General features: G+C 58.8%; 15 protein-coding genes. 4 read left to right on the top strand and 11 right to left on the bottom strand.

What is annotated here, in order from left to right; genetic code table 11:
- Positions 1–47 precede the first annotated feature (47 nt).
- Together HWX74_RS15420 and HWX74_RS15415 are read left to right on the top strand one after the other, a co-directional pair.
- Positions 48–1688, top strand: coding sequence for an alkaline phosphatase family protein (locus HWX74_RS15420; protein ID WP_176014387.1), 1641 nt, complete (start codon positions 48–50; stop codon positions 1686–1688).
- Between the two features lie 169 nt (positions 1689–1857).
- Positions 1858–3165, top strand: a complete 1308-nt coding sequence (locus tag HWX74_RS15415) for an acetylxylan esterase (RefSeq protein WP_176014386.1) — start codon at positions 1858–1860, stop codon at positions 3163–3165.
- A gap of 72 nt (positions 3166–3237) precedes the next feature.
- Here HWX74_RS15415 and HWX74_RS15410 read toward each other — a convergent pair whose 3' ends face one another.
- From HWX74_RS15410 to HWX74_RS15400, 3 genes are all read right to left on the bottom strand, one after another.
- Positions 3238–4656: a family 20 glycosylhydrolase gene (locus HWX74_RS15410; protein WP_176014385.1), complete on the bottom strand. Its 1419-nt coding sequence runs from the start codon at positions 4654–4656 to the stop codon at positions 3238–3240.
- Between the two features lie 82 nt (positions 4657–4738).
- On the bottom strand, positions 4739–6913 hold the full coding sequence (locus tag HWX74_RS15405; RefSeq protein ID WP_176014384.1) for a DUF4838 domain-containing protein: 2175 nt from the start codon (positions 6911–6913) through the stop codon (positions 4739–4741).
- Between the two features lie 50 nt (positions 6914–6963).
- Entirely contained in the window at positions 6964–7710 is a 747-nt protein-coding gene (locus HWX74_RS15400) for a type II secretion system protein (RefSeq protein ID WP_176014383.1), read from the bottom strand.
- Between the two features lie 487 nt (positions 7711–8197).
- On the opposite strand from HWX74_RS15400, the gene HWX74_RS15395 reads away from it, so the two are divergent.
- Positions 8198–9277 carry a GntR family transcriptional regulator gene (locus tag HWX74_RS15395; protein WP_176014382.1) on the top strand — a complete coding sequence of 360 codons (1080 nt, stop codon included), beginning with the start codon at positions 8198–8200 and terminating at the stop codon, positions 9275–9277.
- A 49-nt stretch (positions 9278–9326) separates the two neighbouring features.
- On the opposite strand, the gene HWX74_RS15390 is transcribed toward HWX74_RS15395, so the two are convergent.
- Together HWX74_RS15390 and rtcA are read right to left on the bottom strand one after the other, a co-directional pair.
- A complete protein-coding gene (locus HWX74_RS15390; protein ID WP_176014381.1) occupies positions 9327–10535 on the bottom strand; it encodes an RtcB family protein in 1209 nt (402 codons plus the stop codon).
- A complete protein-coding gene (gene rtcA / locus HWX74_RS15385; RefSeq protein WP_176014380.1) occupies positions 10532–11551 on the bottom strand; it encodes an RNA 3'-terminal phosphate cyclase in 1020 nt (339 codons plus the stop codon). Before rtcA ends, HWX74_RS15390 begins: the two co-directional genes overlap by 4 nt.
- Positions 11552–11843: 292 nt before the next feature.
- Between rtcA and rtcR the strand changes: the two genes are divergently transcribed.
- Positions 11844–13442, top strand: coding sequence for an RNA repair transcriptional activator RtcR (rtcR, locus tag HWX74_RS15380; RefSeq protein WP_176014379.1), 1599 nt, complete (start codon positions 11844–11846; stop codon positions 13440–13442).
- On the opposite strand, the gene HWX74_RS15375 is transcribed toward rtcR, so the two are convergent.
- Genes HWX74_RS15375 through lysS form a run of 6 tightly spaced genes read right to left on the bottom strand, consistent with a single transcriptional unit; the run spans position 13432 to position 22493 of the window.
- Positions 13432–15132, bottom strand: coding sequence for a radical SAM protein (locus HWX74_RS15375; RefSeq protein ID WP_176014378.1), 1701 nt, complete (start codon positions 15130–15132; stop codon positions 13432–13434). The two genes, rtcR and HWX74_RS15375, sit on opposite strands and share 11 nt — an antisense overlap.
- Positions 15129–16751: a PP2C family protein-serine/threonine phosphatase gene (locus HWX74_RS15370; RefSeq protein WP_176014377.1), complete on the bottom strand. Its 1623-nt coding sequence runs from the start codon at positions 16749–16751 to the stop codon at positions 15129–15131. Before HWX74_RS15370 ends, HWX74_RS15375 begins: the two co-directional genes overlap by 4 nt.
- Entirely contained in the window at positions 16751–17968 is a 1218-nt protein-coding gene (locus HWX74_RS15365) for a HAMP domain-containing protein (protein ID WP_176014376.1), read from the bottom strand. The genes HWX74_RS15370 and HWX74_RS15365 overlap by 1 nt, the downstream gene beginning before the upstream one ends.
- Positions 17895–18767 carry a GSCFA domain-containing protein gene (locus tag HWX74_RS15360; RefSeq protein WP_176014375.1) on the bottom strand — a complete coding sequence of 291 codons (873 nt, stop codon included), beginning with the start codon at positions 18765–18767 and terminating at the stop codon, positions 17895–17897. Before HWX74_RS15360 ends, HWX74_RS15365 begins: the two co-directional genes overlap by 74 nt.
- Positions 18764–20935, bottom strand: coding sequence for an ATP-dependent RecD-like DNA helicase (locus HWX74_RS15355; protein WP_176014374.1), 2172 nt, complete (start codon positions 20933–20935; stop codon positions 18764–18766). Before HWX74_RS15355 ends, HWX74_RS15360 begins: the two co-directional genes overlap by 4 nt.
- A 55-nt stretch (positions 20936–20990) precedes the next feature.
- The gene (gene lysS / locus HWX74_RS15350) at positions 20991–22493 is read right to left on the bottom strand and encodes a lysine--tRNA ligase (RefSeq protein WP_176014373.1); all 1503 of its coding nucleotides are present in this window, start codon (positions 22491–22493) and stop codon (positions 20991–20993) included.
- Positions 22494–22521: the final 28 nt, after the last annotated feature.

Genomic DNA, 22521 nt, shown 5'->3' with positions numbered 1-22521 from the left:
GGAAATGCTAGAATAATTATCCAAATATCACAAGAAAGGGTAAGCGAATGATAAACTTCAGACTTTGCTGGCTGGCGGCACTCGCCGGCGGAATTCTCTTCGGCAGTGACTTTTCACTGCAGGCCGGAACTCCCAAGGCGCTCGTCATCATGCTGGACGGCACCCGGGCCGATGTCGTCGACGCAGCGGCAACGCCGAACCTGCACAAGTTGATCGCCGGCCAATGGCAGCCCGGCTACCACGGCGCTTACGCGGATAACGCCCGTTCGCTCAGCGATGCCCGTCCCAACAGCGCCCCGAACCATACCGCCATCGCCACCGGCGTCACCGCCGCCAAGCATAAAGTATTCAACAACGGCCAGACTCCGAACGGCGATTATCAGCATTATCCGATTTTTCTGGAATACCTGCAGCGGGCCCAGCCGGAATTGTCGACCGCCTTTTTTTACTCCTGGCAGGAATCCGGCACGATCAAAGGCGGTTCGGACGCCATCGCCTATCATCACAACAGCGATGCAGAAAACAATCGCCAGGCGGCCGAATTTTTGAAAAATGGCGGCGATGTGGCGCTGGTTTACATCGATTTGCCCGACCACGGCGGGCATGGCGAAAGCTTTTATCCGCATTCCGCCTTTTATCTGTGGAGCGTCGTCCAGAGCGACCGTTATATCGGCAATCTGCTCGACGCCATCAGTTCCAGGCCGGAATTTGCCCGGGAAGACTGGCTGATCGTCGTCACCGCCGACCACGGCGGTTACGGTCCGCACCACGGCATGCTCGGCGGCAATGCGCACACCATTCCATTTCTGGTCTGCAGCAAAACGGTCAAGCCGGGACGAATCGCCGGGACGCCGGGCAATCTCGATGCCGCGCCGACCGTACTCGCTCATTTCGGCCTGCATCCGGCCGATTATCCTTTTGACGGCACCGTGCGCGGTAACGAAATCCAACCGGAAACCGAACACGCTTTGGCTGATGGTTTGCTCGTCTATTGCGATTTCAACGCCGAGTCGATCACCAATGCCGTCGACAACGCCGAAATGAAAAAAACCGGCGCCTATGTCAAAAGCAATGTCAAGCCGGGAAAATTCGACGGGGCGTTGGAATTGCCCCGCGGCGACGGCATTGCCGAATACGTTGAATTGACCGGCTCGGAAGCCTTTTTTGCCGACAAACCGGAATTCACCGTCTCAATGTGGGTGAAAATGCCGCCGGAACAGCTTGGCGACGCGTTGCTGGTCTCCAACAAAGACTGGCGCGACGGCTCGCTGCCCGGTTTCGCCCTGATCGCGGCCAAACTGGCGGAAAGCGCCGCCCGGCCCGGCATCGGGCTCAACCTCGGCCTGACCAGCCGGCAGCGCGTCGACCTGGCCCAGTTCGACGTCGAACCGGAACAATGGATGTTCCTCGCCGCCACTCTGGACGCCAACCAGACGCTGCAGCTTTACCAGGGCAGTTCCAGCGGCACGCTCTATTTCATCAATGCCCCGGCCGGCCAGGCGGAACTGGTCAGCGGCATGCCGTGGAATATCGGCCAGGACGGCACCGGCAACTACCAGTTCAACTATGGCGGCAAGCTCGATGACTTCGCCCTGTGGGATCGCGCGCTGTCCAAAGAAGAACTCAGAACCATCTTCGACGCCGGACGCCGCGGTCTGGCGCTCGGCGAACTGTTGAATCACTTATAAAAATTCCGCAACAGCCATGGCCCCGGCGAGACGGACGCCGCCGGCCATGGTTTGCCGTTTTCGGCGCCGTTGCGGTTCCTCGCCGGTCTCTCTTGTTATTTGAAAACCGGTTGGAGGTTCATTATATTACTCTGACTTGTAATCATCAGCATAAGGAGATTTTGATAAGATGTTGCATCGCTGTCGGCGTTGGCTGGGAATCGGTTCCATCTGTTTTTGTTCCACTCTGCTGACCGGCGCGGCGCCGGAATATCATCTGGATATCAGGCTGGCCGACCGGAATGACACCCGGCGTTTCAACTGCATCAAGCCGGCCACTTTCATCGCCGCCGCCGAACTCGACGGACAGCCGGCAGCCGACGGAGAAATAAGATTCCACCTTACCAACGACGGCGGTCCCGTTCTCCACCGCCGGGACGCCAGGCTGGCCGACGGTCCGGCGGAAGTGACTTATACCCTGTCCGCTCCCGGCTTCCTGCGCTGTGTCGCCGAATGGTACATCGATGACCGATGCGTAGCCAAAGCGATCGCCGCCGCCGCTTACGAACCGGAAAAAATCCGCCAGGCCTTCCCGGAGCCGGAAGATTTTGACGTTTTCTGGCAGCAGAGCTTCGAGCAGCTGGCGGCGGTGCCGCCGGATTGGCAAATCGCACCTTATCCAGCCGGCAGCGACGAACAGTTCGACTGCTTCCTGGTCAATGCCGCCAATGTCAACGGCAAACGCATTTACGGCGTGCTGACCGTGCCGGCCAAGGAGGGAAAATTTCCGGCCGTCGCCTGCGTTCCGGGTGCCGGCAATGCCAGCAATGCCACTTACTTCCGTTTCCCGGATACCATCAGTTTGTTTCTCAACGTCCATGAATACGAGCCGTCCGACGATCCGGCTGAAAACAAGGCGCGTCATGACGCCGCCTATGCGGGACGTTATCTGCCGGAAATAGCCTATTATACCTGTATCGGCGTCACCGACCGAGAAAAATTTTTCTTCCGCGACGCCTATCTGGGCATGAGCCGTCTGCTGGATGCCATCCGCAACCATCCGAAATACGACGGCAAAAATCTCGGCATCTGCGGTTCCAGCCAGGGCGGCGCCGCGTTGGCGCTGGCGGCGCTCAACCCGGACATCGCGATGGTGGTGACCGGCGTGCCGTCTTTCTGTGATCTCGGCGCCGGCGTCGCCGGCCGGGCGCCGGGCGGCCCACAATTGCTGCGCTCCGCCCAGCCGGGCCGGTGGGTGCGGATCATTCCGGCCACCAGCTATTGCGATACAGCCAACTTCGCCCGGCGGGTTCACTGTCCGACCACCGTCATCGTCGGCTGGGTCGACGTCGCCAGTGTGCCGGCTTCCGTCTACGCCGCCTACAACAATCTGCCGGGAAAAATGAAACGGATCATCGACATGCCGACGATGGGCCACGGCAACCCGCCGGAATACACTGCGGCCATCGCCGAAATGGTCGAAAAGCTGCACCGCTGAGTCCGGCAGCGGACGCAACGTTCCAGATGGACAATGGCTTTTCCCCACCCGGAAGAGAACTGGCCGGCGGCGTTACTGGTCAAAAAGATATCCGCAGGCGGTTAAAAGTTCTTTGCGTCGGCAAAAATCATGATATTCTTTGCGTTCCGGCATGGACCAGGAATTTTCCGCCCAAGCCTGCAGGCGAGGAACGACTTTGGACAAAGTTCGCCATCCGGGAACCGCTTCCGTCCACAGACAGGCTTCAATGCCGAGCAACTTCTCCGCCAGAACATTTTCCCATACCGCACAGGCGTGTGCGTCATAAACGGCGATTTCCGGCAGGGGCGAGGTCCACGGAAACAATTCCTCCCCCGGGGAAGCCGGAAAATCGAAATAGCAATGTTTATTCAGGGAATAAATATATTGTCCCCGGCGTTTCCTTTGCCGCCCGACCTCCTGATCGCTGCCCCAGCACTGTACAACCCCCTCCCCGGACAATTCATTCTCCGTCGCCCAGGTAATCGGTTCGCGTCCCGTCAATGATACGTACCGGATCATTTCCCGCATGAAATCACTTTCCAGTTCACGCACATTTTCAAGCTGTTTGTCCTGCAACATGCGCTGACAGTCGCCGCAGGACTGCCAGGCGGCGTGATTTGCCTCATCCCCGGCTAAATGCAGGAATGGACTTTCCGGAAAAAGAGCGGAGAACTCCGCGATCAGGGATTTCATAAACTCTCTGACGGCCGGCTTTCCGAGGCAGAGTTCCGCACCGGGACTTGACGGATTGCAGGCATATTCCGGGAAACACTGCAAAATACCGCCGCAATGACCGGGCATTTCTATTTCCGGTACAATAGTGATGAAATTTTGACCGGCAACCCGCCGGATTTCTTCCAATTCCGCATGGGAGTAGCATCCCGCGCTTATACGGCCGATGCGGTTCAGCGCCGGCGCCAGGCGCGATGGAGTGCGAAAGCCTTCGTTGTCGCTCAAATGCCAGTGAAAGATGTTGATCCGGTGTTTTCCCAGTATTGCCAACAATCGGAGAATCTGTTCCGCCGGCTGAAAATGCCGGGCACTGTCCAGCATAATCCCCCGCCAGCGATAGCGCGGCATATCGACGATCGTTCCGAACGGAATTTCGTCATCGGCCCAGCCATGACGGCGGCAAACGCAAATAAGTTGCGTCAAGGCTTCCGTCCCATAAAAAACCCCCGCCGCATCGCCGCCGCAGAGGGTAATGCCCGCGGAATGAATATTGATCTTCCAGGCCTCCGTGCGCAAATCAGGATCAAAACGCAGAACAATCGCGCCGTCGGACCTTGCCGCGCCGCAGGGCAAATACAACTCATACCGCTCCAGCGCGGCGCCGAGTCTCTGGCCGATCGGGATAAGTTCCTTTGCCGCGCCAATGCCGGTAAGTTTTGCCAGAGGCAGACTGCCGGCGGCGCAACAAACTTCCAGCGGACGGGGAATCATGCAGTCGAACATCCGGTTTCTTTCCATTTTCGGTCAATCCATACAATTTTTCATATTTCTGAATGCGAATTTGTTCCCGTTTTCGTTGGCTTCCACAATCGCCCCGGACTCAAGGTTCAGGTTCCCGGACCAGCACGATCCGGTCAATGTAAGTGGTGGTGCCGGGTTGATTGGCCGCCCACAGTTTATTCGGCGCGTTCAAATTGAATGTGCCGATTTTCAGCCAGCGGTAATCGCCGCCGACATATTGTCCATACGAACCGGTCACTTCCGAATCGGTCGCGCCGCAGGTGCCGAAAGCAAATGCGGGCAAAGCGCCGTTGGCATATTCCGCCTCGCAGTACAAAGACACATAAACGGACCACTTGTAATTTTCAACTGCGGAACAGACCGGCAAATCCATCTGGAAATACCAGCCGCCGGCCACGTCGTATTTCAGCGCTTTCCCGCCCGCTGCTTTCGGGTCGTCGATCGTTTTTTCCGTCAGATCTTCAGCGGTAAACTCCAGATAATCCGAATCGGGAACCTCACGGCAGAAATCCGGTTTCGCGCCGAAGGTCCGTTGGGCGATACGCTTGCGCAACGCATCGACGCGGCACGCCGTAAAACCGGGAATTTGCAGCTCTTCCCAGGCCGATGCTACCGAATCCAGAACGGCGTCCAAATCCAGCGGCGGATAGCGGTCGCGGTCGCGGTTGAAGCCGGCGTATTCTCCCCGCAGCAGGGTTGCCACATCCAGCGCGAAGGCCACCTGCCGCACCCGGCGGTGAACTTCGGCGTTTCCGGCGCTTTTTGCCAGTGCGCGCTCCATCATCGTCCGGCCCTTCAGCAAGCCGTCCAACGACAGCCAGCCTTCGGTACTGCCGGTTCCCAGAGTACGGATCACTGCGCCGGGGCGGGCGGCTTCCGCCTCCAGCAAATCCAGATAAGCAAGGATTTCCGGAGCCGCTTCACCATAATACCTCTCAGCGAACTCCTTTGCCAGCACCCGAACGTCATACGACTGATCCCAAAGCAAATGGCGGTAGATATAATTGCGCATGGCGAAAAATTCATTGTACGCGCCTTGTAAATACAAATAGGTGACTTGGTGTGCCGCCAGCGTCTCAAGCTGCTCCCGCAACGGATACAGATTTGCGTAAGGAATATAGGCGCAACCGAAATTGCCGACATAATGCCAAACGCCCAGGTGGGTGGCAATTTGACTCCATTGCGTCAGATGGGTGAAAAAATTCCGATTCTCCGGGGCGGAAAAAGGGCGGTTGAAAACGCATTGGTCGGTACAAAGGCGGATCATGACGTTATGACGCGGCCGCAGATTTTTCGGCGGTACCGAGGAGTATTGATAGGCTAAGGTCTCGACGAGAATGTCCGGGTACTTTTTTTCAATCTCTTCGGCGACCAGGTTGACGAAATGAATCAGGCTGCCGGACGGGGAACCGGCCGCCGCGTCCACTGCGGCGCACGCTTCGCAGGTGCAATACAAATTATTGTCATTCTGGCTGATGGAGATATAACGGGTTCCGGGATATACTTCGAGCTGGGCGGCAAGCTTTGCCAGGGCGTTTTTGATCAATTCCGCCCGCATTTCGTCATTTGCCAGGCATAATTGCGCATCGTTTTTCAGCCGGACGCCATCACGCATGGCGAACCATTCCGGATGCGCGTCATAGTACTGCGACGGCGGAATCAACTGCTCGAAAGTATGGCAGAAGCCGACCAGAATGCTGAGGGTTCCATCCGGTGAGCAGCCGTTGGAACGGACTTTATACATAAAACGCGGATCGTCGTATAAGGAGCGAGTCGTAAATCGCGGCGCATAAGCATACCTCAGGCCATCCGGAATCTCCAGCGTATTCTGCGGCGGGATATCTTCAATATCATTGCAAGGATCAAGAAAACGCCCCCCCAGCTGCCGTTCGATGAATTCATAAATACAGTACAGGGTGGCGGCCGGTTTTTCCCCATACAAAAAGAGTTCCCCGCCTTTCTCTAGCATTCGGATTTCACCCGGCCGGAGGACTTCCCGCCAGTCCTCCGGCAAGGCGCTTTTCCCGACATAAATCATGGTTTGCGGAGTTTCCGTCCGGGAAACGGCCAATTCGGCACCCGATACCGCACGAAGATATTTTCGCAGTTCCGTCGCGGCCTTCCATTCCAATTCATCGGCCTCTTCAGCACTGTAAATCGAACCGAGGGGGACTCCGTCGACAACGATCGACATGGCTTCCGTCCGAAGGACGAAACCTAAAAATGCAAGTATCAGCAGCAACATGTTTTTCATTGATCTATCAACTTTCCCGTAACCGCACCTTCCGTTCCTTTTCAATACAGTTATTGAGAGACAACCGGATCGAAGGAAAGCACTCCAGCTCCACCGTTCAGATATTTAAAATAATATTCGCCGATCAACGCGTTCTTGGAAACCGCGGCGGCATGGCCGTCGGCAAACGCAAGATTTCCGGAGGTTCCGCCATGATGGATCCCCATGGCCGTTTCATTGCCCCAAAAGATCCGCGGATGAAAATTCGTGCTGCCGTGGCCGTTGTTTTTGATGGAATCGACAATCATGAACGTATCCGACGGCGCAATCATTTTTGACATTGCCCAGAGATGAGCCCCCTGCCCGGCTTCATGGAAGGAGATGGCGGAAAAGAAACTGCCCCATCTCGCGGCCATCTTGTCGTAATAATTGTCCCAGTCGCCTTCCCGGGTATGAGATGCGCCATAATTTTCCCACTGGTCCCATGAATTCTTGTAGCCATGCTCCCAAGTCAGCCCTTTCGTATAGGTCAGCGCCGGACAATTCAACACATCCGCCGTTCCCAGATATGCGCCGTACAGCAACGCGCCGCCCCAGGTCAATTCGTTCGTCCCGTCCCAACTGTACACCAGCACATAGTTATCGGCATCCACCGCATACAACTGCTGTCCCAAGGAACACTGTTTCAAGTTGGAAATACAACTGATTCTCTGCGCTGCCGTTTTGGCCCTTGCCAACGCCGGCAGCAACATGCTGGCAAGAATCGCAATAATTGCAACCACTACTAACAATTCAATCAATGTGAATGATTTTTTCATTTGTACTTCCTTCCTTTGGTTGTTCCGCGATGATCCGCTTCCGATTTTTGTTCCGAGATGAATCCATCATCAATCAAAGTATAATGAAATAGAACAACTATGTCAACTACCAGAACAACTTTTTTTTATTTTTAATCGCCAGCCTTCTTTTTTCTTCCCGTCGATGATAGCCGCGGGGTTGAAATCGCATTTATGAACTTATCCGGCTCCAGTTTTTTTGATTTACGTTTCATGATAAGAAATAAGAACGCAGCCATCAACGCCGTGCGCAGACACATCAGGCCATCCGGCAATCACCTGCTTTCAATCATACGCCGGATCCTGAAATTGAAAACTGAAAGCCGTAAATCATGAAACTTCCAAACACCGGCCGAAAAAATATCTTAAAGTTATCCGCTTGCTTGACATTGTTATCTTTTTTGGTATGATTGTTGATAAAGAAGTTTCTTTCCATGAAATCCGAATCGGCAAAAAAAGGACGGACACCATGCCCGGGAATACCAAAGGACATTTCGCGAAATATGTATCGATCCGGCAAACCCTGGAACGGGAAATCATTTCCGGCTCGTTCCCGGATGGCAGTTTGCTGCCCCCGGAGCACAAATTGGCCGCCATGTTCGGCGTCGGGCGCGGCACGCTCCGGCTGGCGCTGAAGGAATTGCGGCAGCAGGGGTTCGTGGAGAGCCGCCGGGGAGCCAAAAGCCGGGTGCGCGATATTTCCCGCAACTGTCGAAAGCTGCGCATTGTCTGGCTTGGCAACGCGGAATGGTCCGAATATGAACCGCTGCTGCGGCTGATCTATCAGACCCTGCTGCAATTGCCGGAAATGCGGCCTCACCAACTGATTTTCTTTTCTCCTCACGATGACTCCTCGCTGGAATGGCTGTTGAACGAGCGCGCGGAAATCGACGGCGTGGTGGTTCCGACGCTGAACAACATTCCTTTTGCGGAAAACCTGGCGAAGGACGCTCCCCGGCGAACGCATTTTGTCAGCCTGAATCCGACCGACAGGAGCTTTTTCTCCTCGATCGTCATCAGCGATAATCAACAAGGCGGTTATCTGGCAGCGGAATATCTTCGGCAGCGCAATTACCGGAATTTTCTGGTGGCGGGAATCTCCGCCGGGTACCGCAGCGAACTTTTCTATAAACGCATTGGCGGATTTTGTCAACGGGTGTTCGAAGAACCCGCACTGGTGAACGTACGGGTCATCACCTCCGTGGACGCGGCGGATCAAGCCGATCCGGAGCATTTCCTGCGAACCGGCAACGTCAACCTGGCGGATTTCGATGCGGTTTTCGGGGTGACCGACGATGTGGCAGCCAAACTGATACAATGCGCGCAAAAACACGGCCTGCGCGTACCGGAGGATCTGGCGGTCATCGGTTTCGACGGCTTGAGGCCGGCCCCGGACTCGTCACCGCAACTGACGACGATAGGATGCGACGCGGCGGGGGTGGCGCAACAGATTTTTCAGGCCATTTTGAATCCCGCCGATTCGGAAAAACCCGCTCTGTACCAAATTACGCCGCTTCTATTGGAACGCGGCTCCGTCGGCAGGCGGTGAATGTGCTTTGCGCCGGCAAACGGAGCGGCGGAATGCCGCGGCCCGTATTTCAGCCTTTCAGGACCGCCAGAGGCGTTAAGCGCACCAACGGCTCGACCAGATCGGCCTCCGCCGCAATAACTGAATCGATTTCCTTGTACGCCTGCGGCGCTTCCGACAAGTCCAGCAGGCCGCGGCGGGCGCTTTTGCCGAAGCCCCGGTATTTGTTCCAGCGCTCATGGACGATTCCGTTCAAGGCGGCATCGCACTCCTCCACCGTCAGTTTCTGGCAGGCCGCCGTCCGGCTCAGCACCCGGCCGGCACCATGCGAACAGCTCATGAACGATTCCGGATTGCCGAGGCCGCGGACAATGTAGCTCGCCGTCCCCATCGAACCGGGAATAATGCCGATTTCACCGGTTTTCGCACTGGTGGCGCCTTTGCGGTGGATGCAGAACTTCTCACCGAAATGCTCCTCGAAAGCGGCATAATTGTGGTGAATGTTGATCTCGCGCCGGAAATTGACTTCCGGAACAAATTCGGCGACCGTCTCCTTGAACCGCATCATCATCCGGCGGCGATTTTCCAAAGCGTATTCCAGCGCGAATTTCATGTCGCGGTAATACTCCTTGCCTTCTTTGCTGTCGGTCGGCAGAAACGCCAGCGACGGATCGGGCAGTTCGACTTTGAACATCTCATTCAGTTGGCGGGCCACCGCCTGATAGTGTTTTTCCACCCGCTGTCCCAGATTACGGCTGCCGGAATGAATCATCAGCCAGACGAAGCCGTCATCGGATTTCTGCAATTCGATGAAGTGATTGCCGCCGCCGAGCGTGCCGAGATTCCGGCGGTCCAGCCCGTTCGGAAAATCGCAGACCCTGCCGTTGACCTCGAGATAACGCTCGAAACCGTCCCAGGCCTGGGCGGTGCGGTGCGCCATGCCCTCGCCGACCGGAATACGCTCCTTCAGCGCATTCTGCAACGACCGCCGGAAGCTCATCTCGGCGAAACGCTCCGCCGGAATGTCGGTTTCCACCGCGATCATCCCGCAGCCGATGTCGACGCCGACCGCGCTCGGCAGAATCGCGCCACTGGCGGCGATCACTCCGCCGATCGGCATGCCGAAACCGACATGGCAGTCCGGCATCAGGGCGACATGCTTGAAAATCGCCGGGTGCGAGGCCAGATTGACCGCCTGTTTCAACGCATCCGGTTCCAGGGTTTCACACCAGCTTTTGATCGGAATGCGGTAGCCATCCTCATATTTGATCCATTTCATTGCTTCACCTCTATGCTGTATTGTCCATTTTGCCGGTTGACAATTTTAATGTCAACGGCGAGAAATTTCCCGATCACTTCGATATTGGTCAACGTGTGTTCGCTCGGCGGCGCCGTCAGAAACTCGCCGCCGGCGCCGACTGCCATCGGCAGCAACAGTTGGTCGGCCAGGAAGCGCCAGACCGGCGCTCCCAGCGCCCGATAACGATCGACCATTTTGGCGACCCGCCGGCCGACCACCTGGCGGGAGATGTCGAAGTCGCCGCAAACGCTGAACAATTCAGTGATATTTTCATATTCCAGTTCGGCATACATGACATTGCCGGAACCGGGTGAATCGACCTCCAGCGACCGTTCCACGCAGACCAGCGGCACTTTCAAAGCCTCCCGGCCGTACCGCAATTCATCCAGCCGGATTTTTTCACTGATGCCGCTGCCGAGCGCCACCAGCGCCGCACGCCGGAAGCCGCCGGCCGCCGTCAATTCCAACGGCTTCCAGGCCCGAATCGGACTGACCGCCAGGACAATCCGGCCGCCGCCGGCCGGATAAAAACCGACCCGTTCCAGCGTCGCCGTAATTTCAGCGCCCATTTTCCGCAGGCACGGCAGAAACACCCGGTCGAAGAATTCGAAAATCGGCGCTCTGGCCGCATGCGTGCCGCCTTCGATGACCACCCGCGACGGCCGGTCGGCACAGAGCAGCAGCGGCAGAACCGCCTGGGCAACCAGCAGGGCGCTGCCGGCGCTGCCGACGGCAAAATAATATTCGCCGCCAACGAGTCTGTCCGGCGTGAACCATAGCTCCGGCGAATTCAGCTCCGCCCCTTCCAGACAACCGGCGGCAATCGCCGCCACGGCTTTCGCCGCCGTCAAATGCTGGCGCAGCAAGCCGGGTTTCGGTCGCTTCGCCCGAATGTCGGTCAAATGCAATGTCTGGCCGGTCAAGGCCGCCAATGCCAGCGCGGTCCGCAAAATCTGCCCGCCGCCTTCCCCGCGAGAACCATCGATTTCAATCATTTTTCCTTGTTCCATCCAGTTTGTACTGCCGACCCCCACCCGGTTCTCCCACGGCCGGATCGGCCGTTTGCCGCTTGGGAGAACCGGGGCGGCCGGATGTCTCCGGTTTCGTCGCCGGACCGCATCCAGTTCAGGATTTAGCAATGAACATGCCAACTTTCATACTTTACGCCGTTTTTCGTCAAATCACGCTGAAAAATTCTTTTTTCAATCTTCCGGACTTGTAAACGAATCCGGCGGTGATATCGTTAAATTTAGAATATATTATAATCAAGTATAAAATCATATAGTCATGAACATTCTGATTTCCTTTCTGGGTTCGACACTCGACCAACATGGCCGCGGCCCGGGCCGCTGGGGCTCCTGGCGCCCCTCGGTGGCGCTGGCGATGCAGGAGGATCTGCATTTCGACCGTTATTTCCTGCTTTACCAGCGGAATTTCGAAACGCTCTGCCAGGCGATCATCCAGGACATTCAAATCTGCTCGCCGGATACCGAAGTCATCCCGGAACTCATCGACCTCGACAATCCGTGGGATTTCGAGGAGGTTTATTCCAAACTCTACGACTTCAGCCGTGCAAAGGATTTTTCCGCCGAAGAGCACCACTGCTTCATCCACATCACCACCGGGACCCATGTGGCGCAGATCTGCCTTTTCCTGCTGAACGAGTCACATCACCTGCCGGGCCGGCTCATCCAGACGCAGCCGACCCGACGCAACAGCGCGCGCGGCACTTATACGATCATCGACCTCGATCTGTCGCGTTACGACCTGCTGGCCAAACGTTTTGCCGTCGAACGGGAAAATGACCTCGATTTTCTCAAATCCGGCATCGCCACCCGCAACCGGCGCTTCAATGCGCTGATCGAAACCATCGAACGGGTCGCCATCCGCTCCCGGGAACCATTGCTGCTGAGCGGTCCCACCGGCGCCGGCAAATCCCGGCTGGCCAAACGCATTTACGAGTTGAAGAAGATGAACCGGCAGATCAGCGGCAGTTTCGTCGAAGTCAACTGCGCCACGTTGCGCGGCGACCAGGCGATGTCGACATTGTTCGGCCATGTCAAAGGTTCGTTTACCGGTGCGGTCAAAGATCGGCCCGGCCTGCTGAAAACGGCGGATCAGGGGATTCTCTTCCTGGATGAAATCGGCGAACTGGGCCTCGACGAACAGGCGATGCTGCTGCGCGCCGTCGAGGAAAAAGTGTTTCTGCCGCTCGGTGCCGACCGGGAAGATTCCAGTTCGTTCCAACTGATCTGCGGCACCAACCGGGAACTCGGCAAGGCGGTGCGGGAGGGGTGTTTCCGCGCCGATTTGCTGCAACGCATCAATCTCTGGAGTTTCGAACTGCCCGGACTGGCGGAACGGCGGGAGGATATCGAACCGAATATCGACTACGAGCTGGAGCAATTCTGCCGGAAAGCCGGCCGGCATATCACGTTCAACCGGGAAGCGCGCCAGATGTTTCTCGCTTTCGCGCTCGATTCGGCCCGCGAATGGCATGGCAACTTCCGGGAATTGAACGCGATGATGACCCGGATGGCCACGCTGGCGCCGGGCGGCCGGATCGATGCGGCCACCGTTCGCGACGAAATCGGCCGCACGACATCGTCTGCCGCAACGCGGCCGGCTGCCGACGCGGAATTGGCGGCATTGCTCGGCGACCATTACACGGAACAATACGACCGTTTCGATCTCGCTCAACTGGCCGAGGTGATCAAAGTCTGCCGCCAAAGCAGGAGCCTGTCCGAAGCCGGCCGCCAACTTTTCGCCGTGTCGCGGCAAAACAAAACGTCGTCCAACGACGCCGACCGGCTCGCCAAATACCTCGCCCGCTTCCGGTTGACCTGGACGCAGATAACCGGCGCGGACAGGACGGTTATCCGGTAATGCCGCGCACTTCGGCGGCCACCCGGCCATAGGCGCAGCCGACGGCATAGCGGAACCGGCCATGCTCCAACCGGGCGGAACCGTCCAGCCAGAGCGGCAGCGCATTGCAGCAGCATTCCAGCCGGAAAATCCGGACGATCCGCGCCGGCTGTCGGCCGCGTTGCGGCAGACGATGCAGCAGCGGCCAGTTTTCATATTCCGGCGGCGTTTTTTCCGGAGCCGGCAAGTCCGGCAACACCTGGTTGCTCAGCAATGCAGTCAACCGCGTCAAAGCGCCGATCTCTTCCGGCAAACCAGGAAATTCCAGCAGCAGGGCCAAACGCCGCTCCAGCGGCAGTTGCCCGGCCGTATAATTCCGGTAATGCGGCAACAGCCAAGCGAAAAATCGTTCGAGGCTTTGCCGGTGCAGGCGCTGCCAGCCGCGCACCAGATTGCGCAGCTCCCGGCGGTTGTAAAAACCGTCGATCAGACGGCTCAGCAACTGCATATCGCGCAAATCGGCGGCCGACAGCCAGGGCGTTTCCGTCACCGACCACGGCGGCTGCCGGTCGAACCGCATCCCGTCCGGACATCGCCGCCCCAGGGCGCTGCCCGGCAGAATTTTCAACGATTCCAACTGGATTTCAGCCGGTCCGACCGCGATCAGCCGTTGCAAATCCTGCCGGAGTCCGGCGGCATCCTGCTGCGGCAAACCGGCCAGCAAATCGGCATGCACCGCGAAATTGCCGCAAGCGATCAACCGTTCCAGGCCGGCGAACATCCGCTCCGCCGTCGCCGAACGCCTGACCGCCTGCAGTACCGCCGGCGTCAGGCTCTGAATACCGGCTTCGACATGCAGCTGCCCCGGCGGGGCAGCCGCCAGTTCCCAAAGCACTTCCGGCGTCAGCCGGCCGGGATCGATTTCCAGGTGGAATCGAAAGTCGGCAAACTCGGCCCGGAACATTTGCAGCAGCGCGGCCGCCCGTTCCGACGGCTGATTGAACGTCCGGTCCAGCAGCCGGATTTCCCGGATCGCGGTCCGTTCGCGCAGCGCCGTCAAATCGGCCCGCACCCGCTCCAGCGAATAAAAACGCACCCGACGCGTCGTCTCCCTCGCACTGGTGCAAAACGTGCAGTTGGAGCCGCAACCGCGCGCCGTTTCCAATTGGTAGAACACCTTGTCCGGGGGCACCAGGCCCAACTGATAGGGTGACGGAATCTCGTCGAGACTGCCGGGCAATTCCGCCGTTCCCCGGTCGATATAATTGCCGTCGCCATCCAGATAACAGCCGCCCGGCACCTCATCCAACCGTCCCTCCCCGGCCGCCCAGTCCAGCACCGGCAGCAGAGCCGCCTCATCGCCGCGCACCACCAGGCGGATCATCGGCCAGCGCCGCAAAAAGGCGGCATTGTCGCCGAGGAAATTCGGCCCGCCCAGCACCAGCGGCACGGCCGGATGCCGCCGGGCAAAAGCGGTCAACACTTCCAACAGCGGACCGATGTTGAAAATATAACCGCTGGCCAGCACCAGGTCCGGCTTCTGCCGCGCCAGCGCTTCGCACAGCTCGGCCGAAGGCGTCTTCCCCGTACCCGCCACCGTCGTCCAGCGCCATTGCGGCCGCCAGACCAGTGCGCGCGCCTGCAGCAGCAAATTGGACAACATACTGTGCGAATAGGAACTGTTGAGCTCCAGAAAGGCGGCCGTCTTCATCGCGTCTCCGGACAGAAGCGGAAGGCCAGCATCGTGATATCGTCCGACTGCGGCACGTTGCCGGCATATTTCATCACTTCATGCAGTACGGTGTAGCACAGCGCCGCCGGACCGGACGGCGCCGCCGGCAATATCGTCAACAGCCGCTCTTCTCCGAACAACTGCCGCCGTTCGTCGAACGCTTCGGTGACCCCATCGGTATAGAACAGCAGTTCGTCCCCCGCCTCCAGCGCAAAACTTTCATCGGGGAAATCGGTTTCTTCCCGTTCGAAGACGCCGATCAGAATATTCCGCCGCAAAGTCAACTGCCGGCATTCCCGGTCGCGCCGCAAGACCGGCGGCAAATGACCGCCGTTGGCAATCACCATCTTTCCGGCGGCGGCATCCAGCCAGATGCACTGCATCGTCGCAAACATGCAGCTTTCGTTGCGCCGGGCCAGTTCGTTATTCAAGGCAGTCAGCACCGCCCCCGGCGATTGGTGATCCAGCACTTCGTGATTGAGCAGAGTCCGCAGCCGCGCCATGAAAACCGCCGCCGGAAAGCCCTTGCCGGAAACATCGCCGATCGCCAGCAGACAGCGCGCCTCATCGAATTGACGGTAATAATAAAAGTCGCCGCAGGTCTCCCGGGCCGGCTTCAACAGCGTTTCGAATTGGAAGGCCGGTAATTGCAGCGGCGCCGTCGGCAGCATCGCCTGCTGGATTTCCCGTCCCAGCGTCAACTCGTACCGCAGCGCTTCATGCTTCGTCACTTCCTGCTGCAACCGGTTCAGAAAATCGGTCAGTCGCCGGCGCAATTGTTCAAACGCCGCAGTCAATTCGCCGAACTCATCACCGTTGTCCGCCAGTTCGGGGCCGGACAGCGGCTCACTGCCCCAGGCGGTGGCCAGCCGTTCCAGCTTCCGCAGCGGCCGCAGCAGCGAGCCGGCCATAAAATACGACCAGCAGCCGAGAACGACCGCCACGCCTGCCCCGGCGGCAATCAACAACAACTCTTCAGCGGCCACGGCGGCATAGAGTTCCGCCTCATATTCGCCCAGCTGCGTCCCGGCCGCCTGCCGGGCGGCGGCCAGCGCCTGTTCCAACCCTTCGGTCCGGAAGGCGGCGCCGGCAACCAATTGTTCCTTTTTCAGCGGTACGCAAAGCAGGGAAAATTCCTCACCGGCGTATTTCCGCCGGATCAAACCGTTCTCGCCGCTCAGAGCGGCAAACGTGTCATCCGCATCCCGGCCGAGCGACCTTGTTTCCGGCTCCCGGCCCAGCCGGTCGAGATACAGCCGGCTGTTTCCCGGGGCGCACTGCCAGACAAAAATCGTTTCCAGCCCGGGAAAATCGCGCCGCAGTTGCCGCAGCAATTCGTTCGGCGGCATGCCGCCGTGGCTGGCGATGGCCGCCGCCAGCGTCTGCCGGGCGCGCGTCACGCCGCCGGCGAGATATTGTTCCAGCGAACGGACGATCAACGACTGCAACTCCTGCCGCTCCTGCCAGAAATTGAACTCCGCCAACCGCCTTCCCATCATCCGCAAATGGCAAAAAGTCACTCCGCCGATCAGCAGAAAAGCGACAAGCGGAATGGCGATGAAAAAAAGCGCAATCCGATTTTTCAACGACCAGCGCATCACCCCTCCTCCCGGAACCGCACCGCGAAAAAAGCATCCGGCGACGGCCGGTCAGAGACGGTCGCCGAACTGACATAGCGGCAGGTCCGCAGATCCGAAGTCCCGCCGGCAGCCGGCACTTCACAGTGAATGCCGGCCCGCCGCCATTCCAATTCACCATCCGCCCGGCAACGGCCGGTCAGATATTCCAGCCGCATCGACTGCAGCGCGCTCTCCTGGTCGACCATGGCCGCCAGCCGCCCGATCAGGCAATCGATGTCGGGCTCCCGGCCCGCCGCATGGGTTGCCAGGGCCAGGAATAAAGCCAACTGCAGCGTCGCGACACTCCAGGCGCCATCGATATGGCCGACCAGGAAGAACCAGCTGCCGTCGGCGCAACAGCAAAAATCATAGAACCCGCCCAGCTCCGACCGCTCGCCTCCGCCCAGTTCCAGGCAGAGAAAGGCCGGCACATCCTCCTTCGCCGACGGCAGCAGCGATTGTCGGATCTGCCGGGCCGACGCCAACTCCTGATTGACGGCAGCCTGTTCGGCGGTAACTTTGACGGTACGGTCCACATAACTGGCCAGCGCTTCGCCCATCTGGTTGAACGCCTGCCCCAGGGTTTCGAGCTCATCCCCGCTGTGGATCTCCACTTTTCGGACGAAATTGCCCTCCCCCAGCGCCCGCATCTGTTCGCTGAGCTGCCGCACCGGTTCGGCCAACTGCCTGGCCAGCCGCCAGCCGCCCAGTGCCAGAAAAACCAGCAGCAACAGCGTTCCGCCGCCGGAAACCAGCAAAACCCACCCCGCCTGGCTGCCCAATGCCCGGCGCCGCTCCTCCAGTTCATCCTGCAGCTCCTCCTGAAAGGCCCGGCGTTCCCGGCCGTCGTGCAGGTAGTCGTTCAGCTCCTCCCGGAAATCGGCTTCGGAAAGATCGTGCTGAATCCGGTCGAAAAAAGCCTGCTGCGCCGCTTCCGCCGCTCGTTCGACGGTTTGATCCTCCAAACCGATCAGGCGGTTTTTAATCTGCTGCGTCGAATGAACGGCCAGCAACAGAAAACCGATTACCGCCGCCATCCCCGGCAGCAGCGCCAGATAGAACAATTTGAATTGAATGCTGCGCCGTTTCACCGTTTCCTCTGTTCCATTGCCCGTCACCGTTTCAATGCAACGGCCGATGACCGGCCGCCCGCCGCGCCCGGTCCCGTTGCTCCAACCAGTTGCGGCCCGGCTCATCGAACAGCCACTCTACCAGCCGCCTCCTGATATATTCTACCGCAGCCGGAGCCAAATGCAACATATCCGCCTCATAAAAGCGGTAGTCGCGCAATTCATCCATGACGATTTCATACGCCGGGAAATAACCAGCCGACGGCGTCTCCTCCAGCAACTCCCCGAGCGCCGTCAGCAGATGGGCCTTGCTGCGGGAATTGAGCAGCAGATTTCCCGGATAATGCCGCACCGGCGACACCGTCCAGAGTACCGGCACGCCGGCACGCCAACGGCGTACCGCGGCCATCGCCCGCCGCATCGCCGCCAGCACCTCCGCCGCCGACAACAACCGCCGTTCGAAATCGCCTCCCGGCCGTTTGTGGCAATTGGCCACCACCTGATTGCTGGCTTTCTCCACATAAACCACAGCGCTGGACACCGTCAGAACCAGCAAATCGGCATTCTGCAGACATTGCCGGAAAGCCGTCAGCGCCGCATTGCACCGGGCCAATGCGGCCGGCAATTCCGGTTCGGACAAACTGCCGTGCAATTCATTGGACTGCCAGAGGCGATCGAAATGAAAAAAGTCCGCCGCCGTAAACAACCGATTTTCCGCCATCCGTTCCAGCCAGCCGGCGATCGATACCGGATTGTAGAAAATGCCGCCGGGATTGCAAACTGTGCGACAGCCGCATTGCAGAAAGTAATGCAGCATCGATTCGGCGAAACAGGAGCCGATGCCGGCAATCACCGGCGCAGGCCCCAATTTCGGGAGCGGACACTCCGGCAGTCCCACCGGAGTCTGCCATGACGGCCGCTTCACAATCCCAGCTCCCGTTCCGCCCGGCACAACCGCTCCGTCAACAATGTGTAACGCGGCTCCAGACGGGCATTTTCCACCGCCATCCCGACCGCTTTCCGGCTGCCGATCAGGATCAGCAGCTTGCGCGCCCGGGTCATCGCCGTATACAGCAAGTTGCGCTGCAACATCATATAGTGCTGCGTCAGCATCGGCACGATGACCGCTGGAAATTCACTGCCCTGCGCTTTGTGCACCGTCACTGCGTAAGCCAGCGTCAAAGCATCGGCTTCTTCGTAATCATACTCCACCGGCACGCCGCCGTCGAATTCGACGATGAATTTGCGGTCGTGATGATTGATCAGTTGAATCCGGCCGAAATCGCCGTTGAAAACATTCTTATCATAGTTGTTGCTGGTCTGCATGACCTTGTCGCCGACTTTGAACACCCGTTCGCCATAGTTGAATTGCGGCTTTTCGCCGCCGTTGAGCAGATTCTGCAGATGCAGATTCAAACTGATCGTGCCGCAACTGCCGCGATTCATCGGTGCCAGCAGTTGAACGTCGGCAACCGGCTGCAACCCGAAACGCTTCGGAATACGCTCGACCACCAGCCGGTCGATCACTTCGATGGTCCGCTCCGGATCATCCTGCTCAATCCAGTAGAAGTCGCGGATTTCGCCGCGGCGGTCCGGCAGTTCCGGCAAATGGCCCTGGTTGACCGCATGGGCGTTGACGATGATCCGGCTGCCGTCGCGCTGCCGGAATATTTGCGCCAGGTGGGTAACGCCGACGGTCCGGGAGGCCAACAGGCTGGCCAGCACCGTTCCCGGCCCGACCGACGGCAGCTGATCCGCATCGCCGACCAGCACCAGCGTGCTGCCGGACGGTATCGCCCGAAACAATGCCAGCGCCAGCGGCAAATCCAGCATCGAAACCTCATCGACGATCACCAGGTCGTACGGCAGCGGCTGCTCGGCATTGAATTGAAAGGTGCCGCTTTTCGGCTCGAAGGCCAGCAGCCGGTGCAGCGTCCTGGCCGACTCTCCGGTCGCTTCGCTCATCCGTTTGGCCGCCCGGCCGGTCGGTGCCGCCAGGGCCATTTTCAATCTGGCCTGACGGGAACGGCGGACAATCTCGCCGATGACCGTCGTCTTGCCGACGCCGGGACCGCCGGTGATGATGCTGACCGCACCGTGCGCGACCCGTTCGACCGCCAACAGTTGTTCCCGGGAAAACTGCATTCCCAGCCGCGGCGGAACCGCCGCCAGGCGCATTCCGTGGTGGCGTGGCGCACCGAGCAGGCGCATCAACTGCTGCGGCAGCTCTTTTTCGGCATGAAACAACACCGGCGGATAAAGCATCGCCTGCTCTTCGGCGACCAGGCGCTTCTTCACCGCCTGCTCCAAAGCCGCTTCGACCAGCTCCGTTTCCAGCGTCAGCAACTGCGCCGCTTCCCGGCAAAAAAGATCCCGCGGATAACAGCAGTGTCCCGCTGCCGTCAAAGAGTTGAGCGTATAGACGACGCCGGCCAGCCGGCGAATCATCGCCGAGCCTTCGATGCCCAGCTCCCGGGCGATCGCATCCGCCTTGAGAAAGCCGATGCCGTCGACATCGGCGGCCAACTGATACGGATTTTCCCGGACGACCTGCGGCGCTTTGTCGCCGTAACGCTGGAACAGTTTGCGGCAGTAAGCCGCTGAAATCCCCAATCCCTGCAGATAGATGTCCGCTTCGCGGCGGGCTTTCTGGGACAACCAGGCTTCCCGGATGGCGGCAACCTTCTTGCGCCCCAGTTTGGGAACTTCCAGCAGGCGGTTGGAATAATTGTCGAGAATGTCCAGCGTCCGGTCGCCGAAATGTTCGACGATACGCTCCGCCAGCGTTTCACCGACGCCGGGAATGGCGCCGCTGGCCAGATAACGCCGAATGCCGTCGGCCGTCGACGGCAATACCGCCCGGCAGGATTCCATCCGCAACTGCCGGCCGTATTCGGCATGGTTTTCCCAGACGCCTTCGGCCTCGATATGCTGACCGGTGGTGATGCCGTTTCCAAAGCCCCGCACCGTCTGTTCATTCCCCTGCGCGTCGGCGATTCTCAGTACGCAGTAACCATTGTCCGGATTCTCATAAAGGATCCGGACCACCTCTCCGCGCAACGAATCGGTGGAGTGAAACAAAGATTCCTCCATGATGCGCTCCTCTTCATTCAGGCCGGCAGCGGACCGGAACCAGTCAGAACACCATTTATTTACGAAGCCGCATCTGCGGAAACAGCACCACGTCGCGGATCGATTCCGCGCCGGTGATCATCATCACCAGCCGGTCGATGCCGACACCCATGCCGCCGGCCGGCGGCATGCCGTGCTCCAAAGCGGTCAGAAAATCTTCATCGATCTTATCGGACATCCGGTCGCCAGGCTGCCGGGTCCGTTCGAATTGTTCGACAAAACGGCGGCGCTGCTCGATCGGATCGTTGAGCTCCGAATACCCCGGCGCCACTTCGATGCCGTTGATCTCCAGCTCGAAGACATCGACGACGGTCGGATCGTCCTCGCAGGCTTTGGCCAGCGGCACCAGCTCGGCCGGCATGCGCATGACGAAGGTCGGCTGGATCAACGTATTTTCGATCAACTTTTCATACACTTCATTGGTCACTTCGAAATCCGGCATCGCCAGTGAAACGTCGACCCCAAGCTCCCGGCCGCGGGCCACCCGGCCGGCGTGATCCAGTTCGAACCAGTCGGCCCCGGCCCGCTCGGCGACCAGTTCGCGATAGGTGACCCGCCGCCACGGCCGTTCCAGATTCAATATTTTGCCGTTGCCGTGGTCGATCTGCAGGGTGCCGCGCACCTTCATCGCCACCGTGGTAATCAGCTCTTCGATCAAATCCATCATCGTCCGGCAGTCACCGTAGGCCTGATAAACCTCCATCATCGTGAATTCCGGATTGTGCCGGCGCGAAATTCCTTCGTTCCGGAAATTGCGGTTCAATTCGAACACCTTTTCGAACCCGCCGACCAGCAGCCGCTTCAAATACAATTCCGGCGCGATGCGCATGTACATATCGGCATTCAACGCCTCGTAGTGCGTTTTGAACGGATTGGCATTGGCGCCGCCGGCCAACGGCTGCAGCATCGGCGTTTCCACCTCCATGAACCCCTTGTTTTCCATGAATTTGCGAATTTCCCGCAAAATGGCGAAACGCTGCTGAAAAATCAGACGGCTGTCATCATTGGTGATCAAATCCAGATAACGCTGGCGGTAACACTGTTCGACATTGGTCAGGCCGTGGAATTTTTCCGGCAGCGGCCGCAACGACTTGGACAGCAAGGTACATTTCTGCACATGGATGGTCAACTCCCCCATCCTGGTCAGGAACATCCAGCCTTCGATGCCGATGATATCGCCGATATCCAGTTTCTTGAAGGCGGCGAACGCTTCGTCGCCGAGGTCATTGCGGCTGACGAAAAGCTGCATTTTGCCGGAACTGTCTTTGAGGTCGGCAAAAATCGATTTGCCCATCACCCGGCGCGCCATCAGTCGACCGGCGACAGTGACGACCGGCGGCTCTGCCGCTTCCGGGTTGAATGACCGGCGGCAATTTTCGATCAATTCGGTATGGTCAAAACGCTGACCGAACGGCTTTTCGCCAGCGGCGGCCAGCTCTTTGGCGCGGGCGGTCCGCTGGGCGAAAATATCCGCCTCATTGATCAATTCCGGTACATTGGCTTGCTGAGTGTCGTCCATTTTTTGATCTCCTATGATAAACTTCCAC

The organism is Victivallis sp. Marseille-Q1083 (assembly GCF_903645315.1).
Classification (GTDB): domain Bacteria; phylum Verrucomicrobiota; class Lentisphaeria; order Victivallales; family Victivallaceae; genus UMGS1518.
Note: the sequence above shows the minus strand (reverse complement) of the source record. Positions and strands in the feature narration are given on the sequence as shown.

Coding starts and splice junctions, on each gene's coding strand:
- HWX74_RS15420 (WP_176014387.1), top strand. CDS start 48: ATGATAAACTTCAGACTTTGCTGGCTGGCGGCACTCGCCGGCGGAATT.
- HWX74_RS15415 (WP_176014386.1), top strand. CDS start 1,858: ATGTTGCATCGCTGTCGGCGTTGGCTGGGAATCGGTTCCATCTGTTTT.
- HWX74_RS15410 (WP_176014385.1), bottom strand. CDS start 4,656: ATGGAAAGAAACCGGATGTTCGACTGCATGATTCCCCGTCCGCTGGAA.
- HWX74_RS15405 (WP_176014384.1), bottom strand. CDS start 6,913: ATGAAAAACATGTTGCTGCTGATACTTGCATTTTTAGGTTTCGTCCTT.
- HWX74_RS15400 (WP_176014383.1), bottom strand. CDS start 7,710: ATGAAAAAATCATTCACATTGATTGAATTGTTAGTAGTGGTTGCAATT.
- HWX74_RS15395 (WP_176014382.1), top strand. CDS start 8,198: ATGCCCGGGAATACCAAAGGACATTTCGCGAAATATGTATCGATCCGG.
- HWX74_RS15390 (WP_176014381.1), bottom strand. CDS start 10,535: ATGAAATGGATCAAATATGAGGATGGCTACCGCATTCCGATCAAAAGC.
- rtcA (WP_176014380.1), bottom strand. CDS start 11,551: ATGATTGAAATCGATGGTTCTCGCGGGGAAGGCGGCGGGCAGATTTTG.
- rtcR (WP_176014379.1), top strand. CDS start 11,844: ATGAACATTCTGATTTCCTTTCTGGGTTCGACACTCGACCAACATGGC.
- HWX74_RS15375 (WP_176014378.1), bottom strand. CDS start 15,132: ATGAAGACGGCCGCCTTTCTGGAGCTCAACAGTTCCTATTCGCACAGT.
- HWX74_RS15370 (WP_176014377.1), bottom strand. CDS start 16,751: ATGCGCTGGTCGTTGAAAAATCGGATTGCGCTTTTTTTCATCGCCATT.
- HWX74_RS15365 (WP_176014376.1), bottom strand. CDS start 17,968: ATGAGCCGGGCCGCAACTGGTTGGAGCAACGGGACCGGGCGCGGCGGG.
- HWX74_RS15355 (WP_176014374.1), bottom strand. CDS start 20,935: ATGGAGGAATCTTTGTTTCACTCCACCGATTCGTTGCGCGGAGAGGTG.
- lysS (WP_176014373.1), bottom strand. CDS start 22,493: ATGGACGACACTCAGCAAGCCAATGTACCGGAATTGATCAATGAGGCG.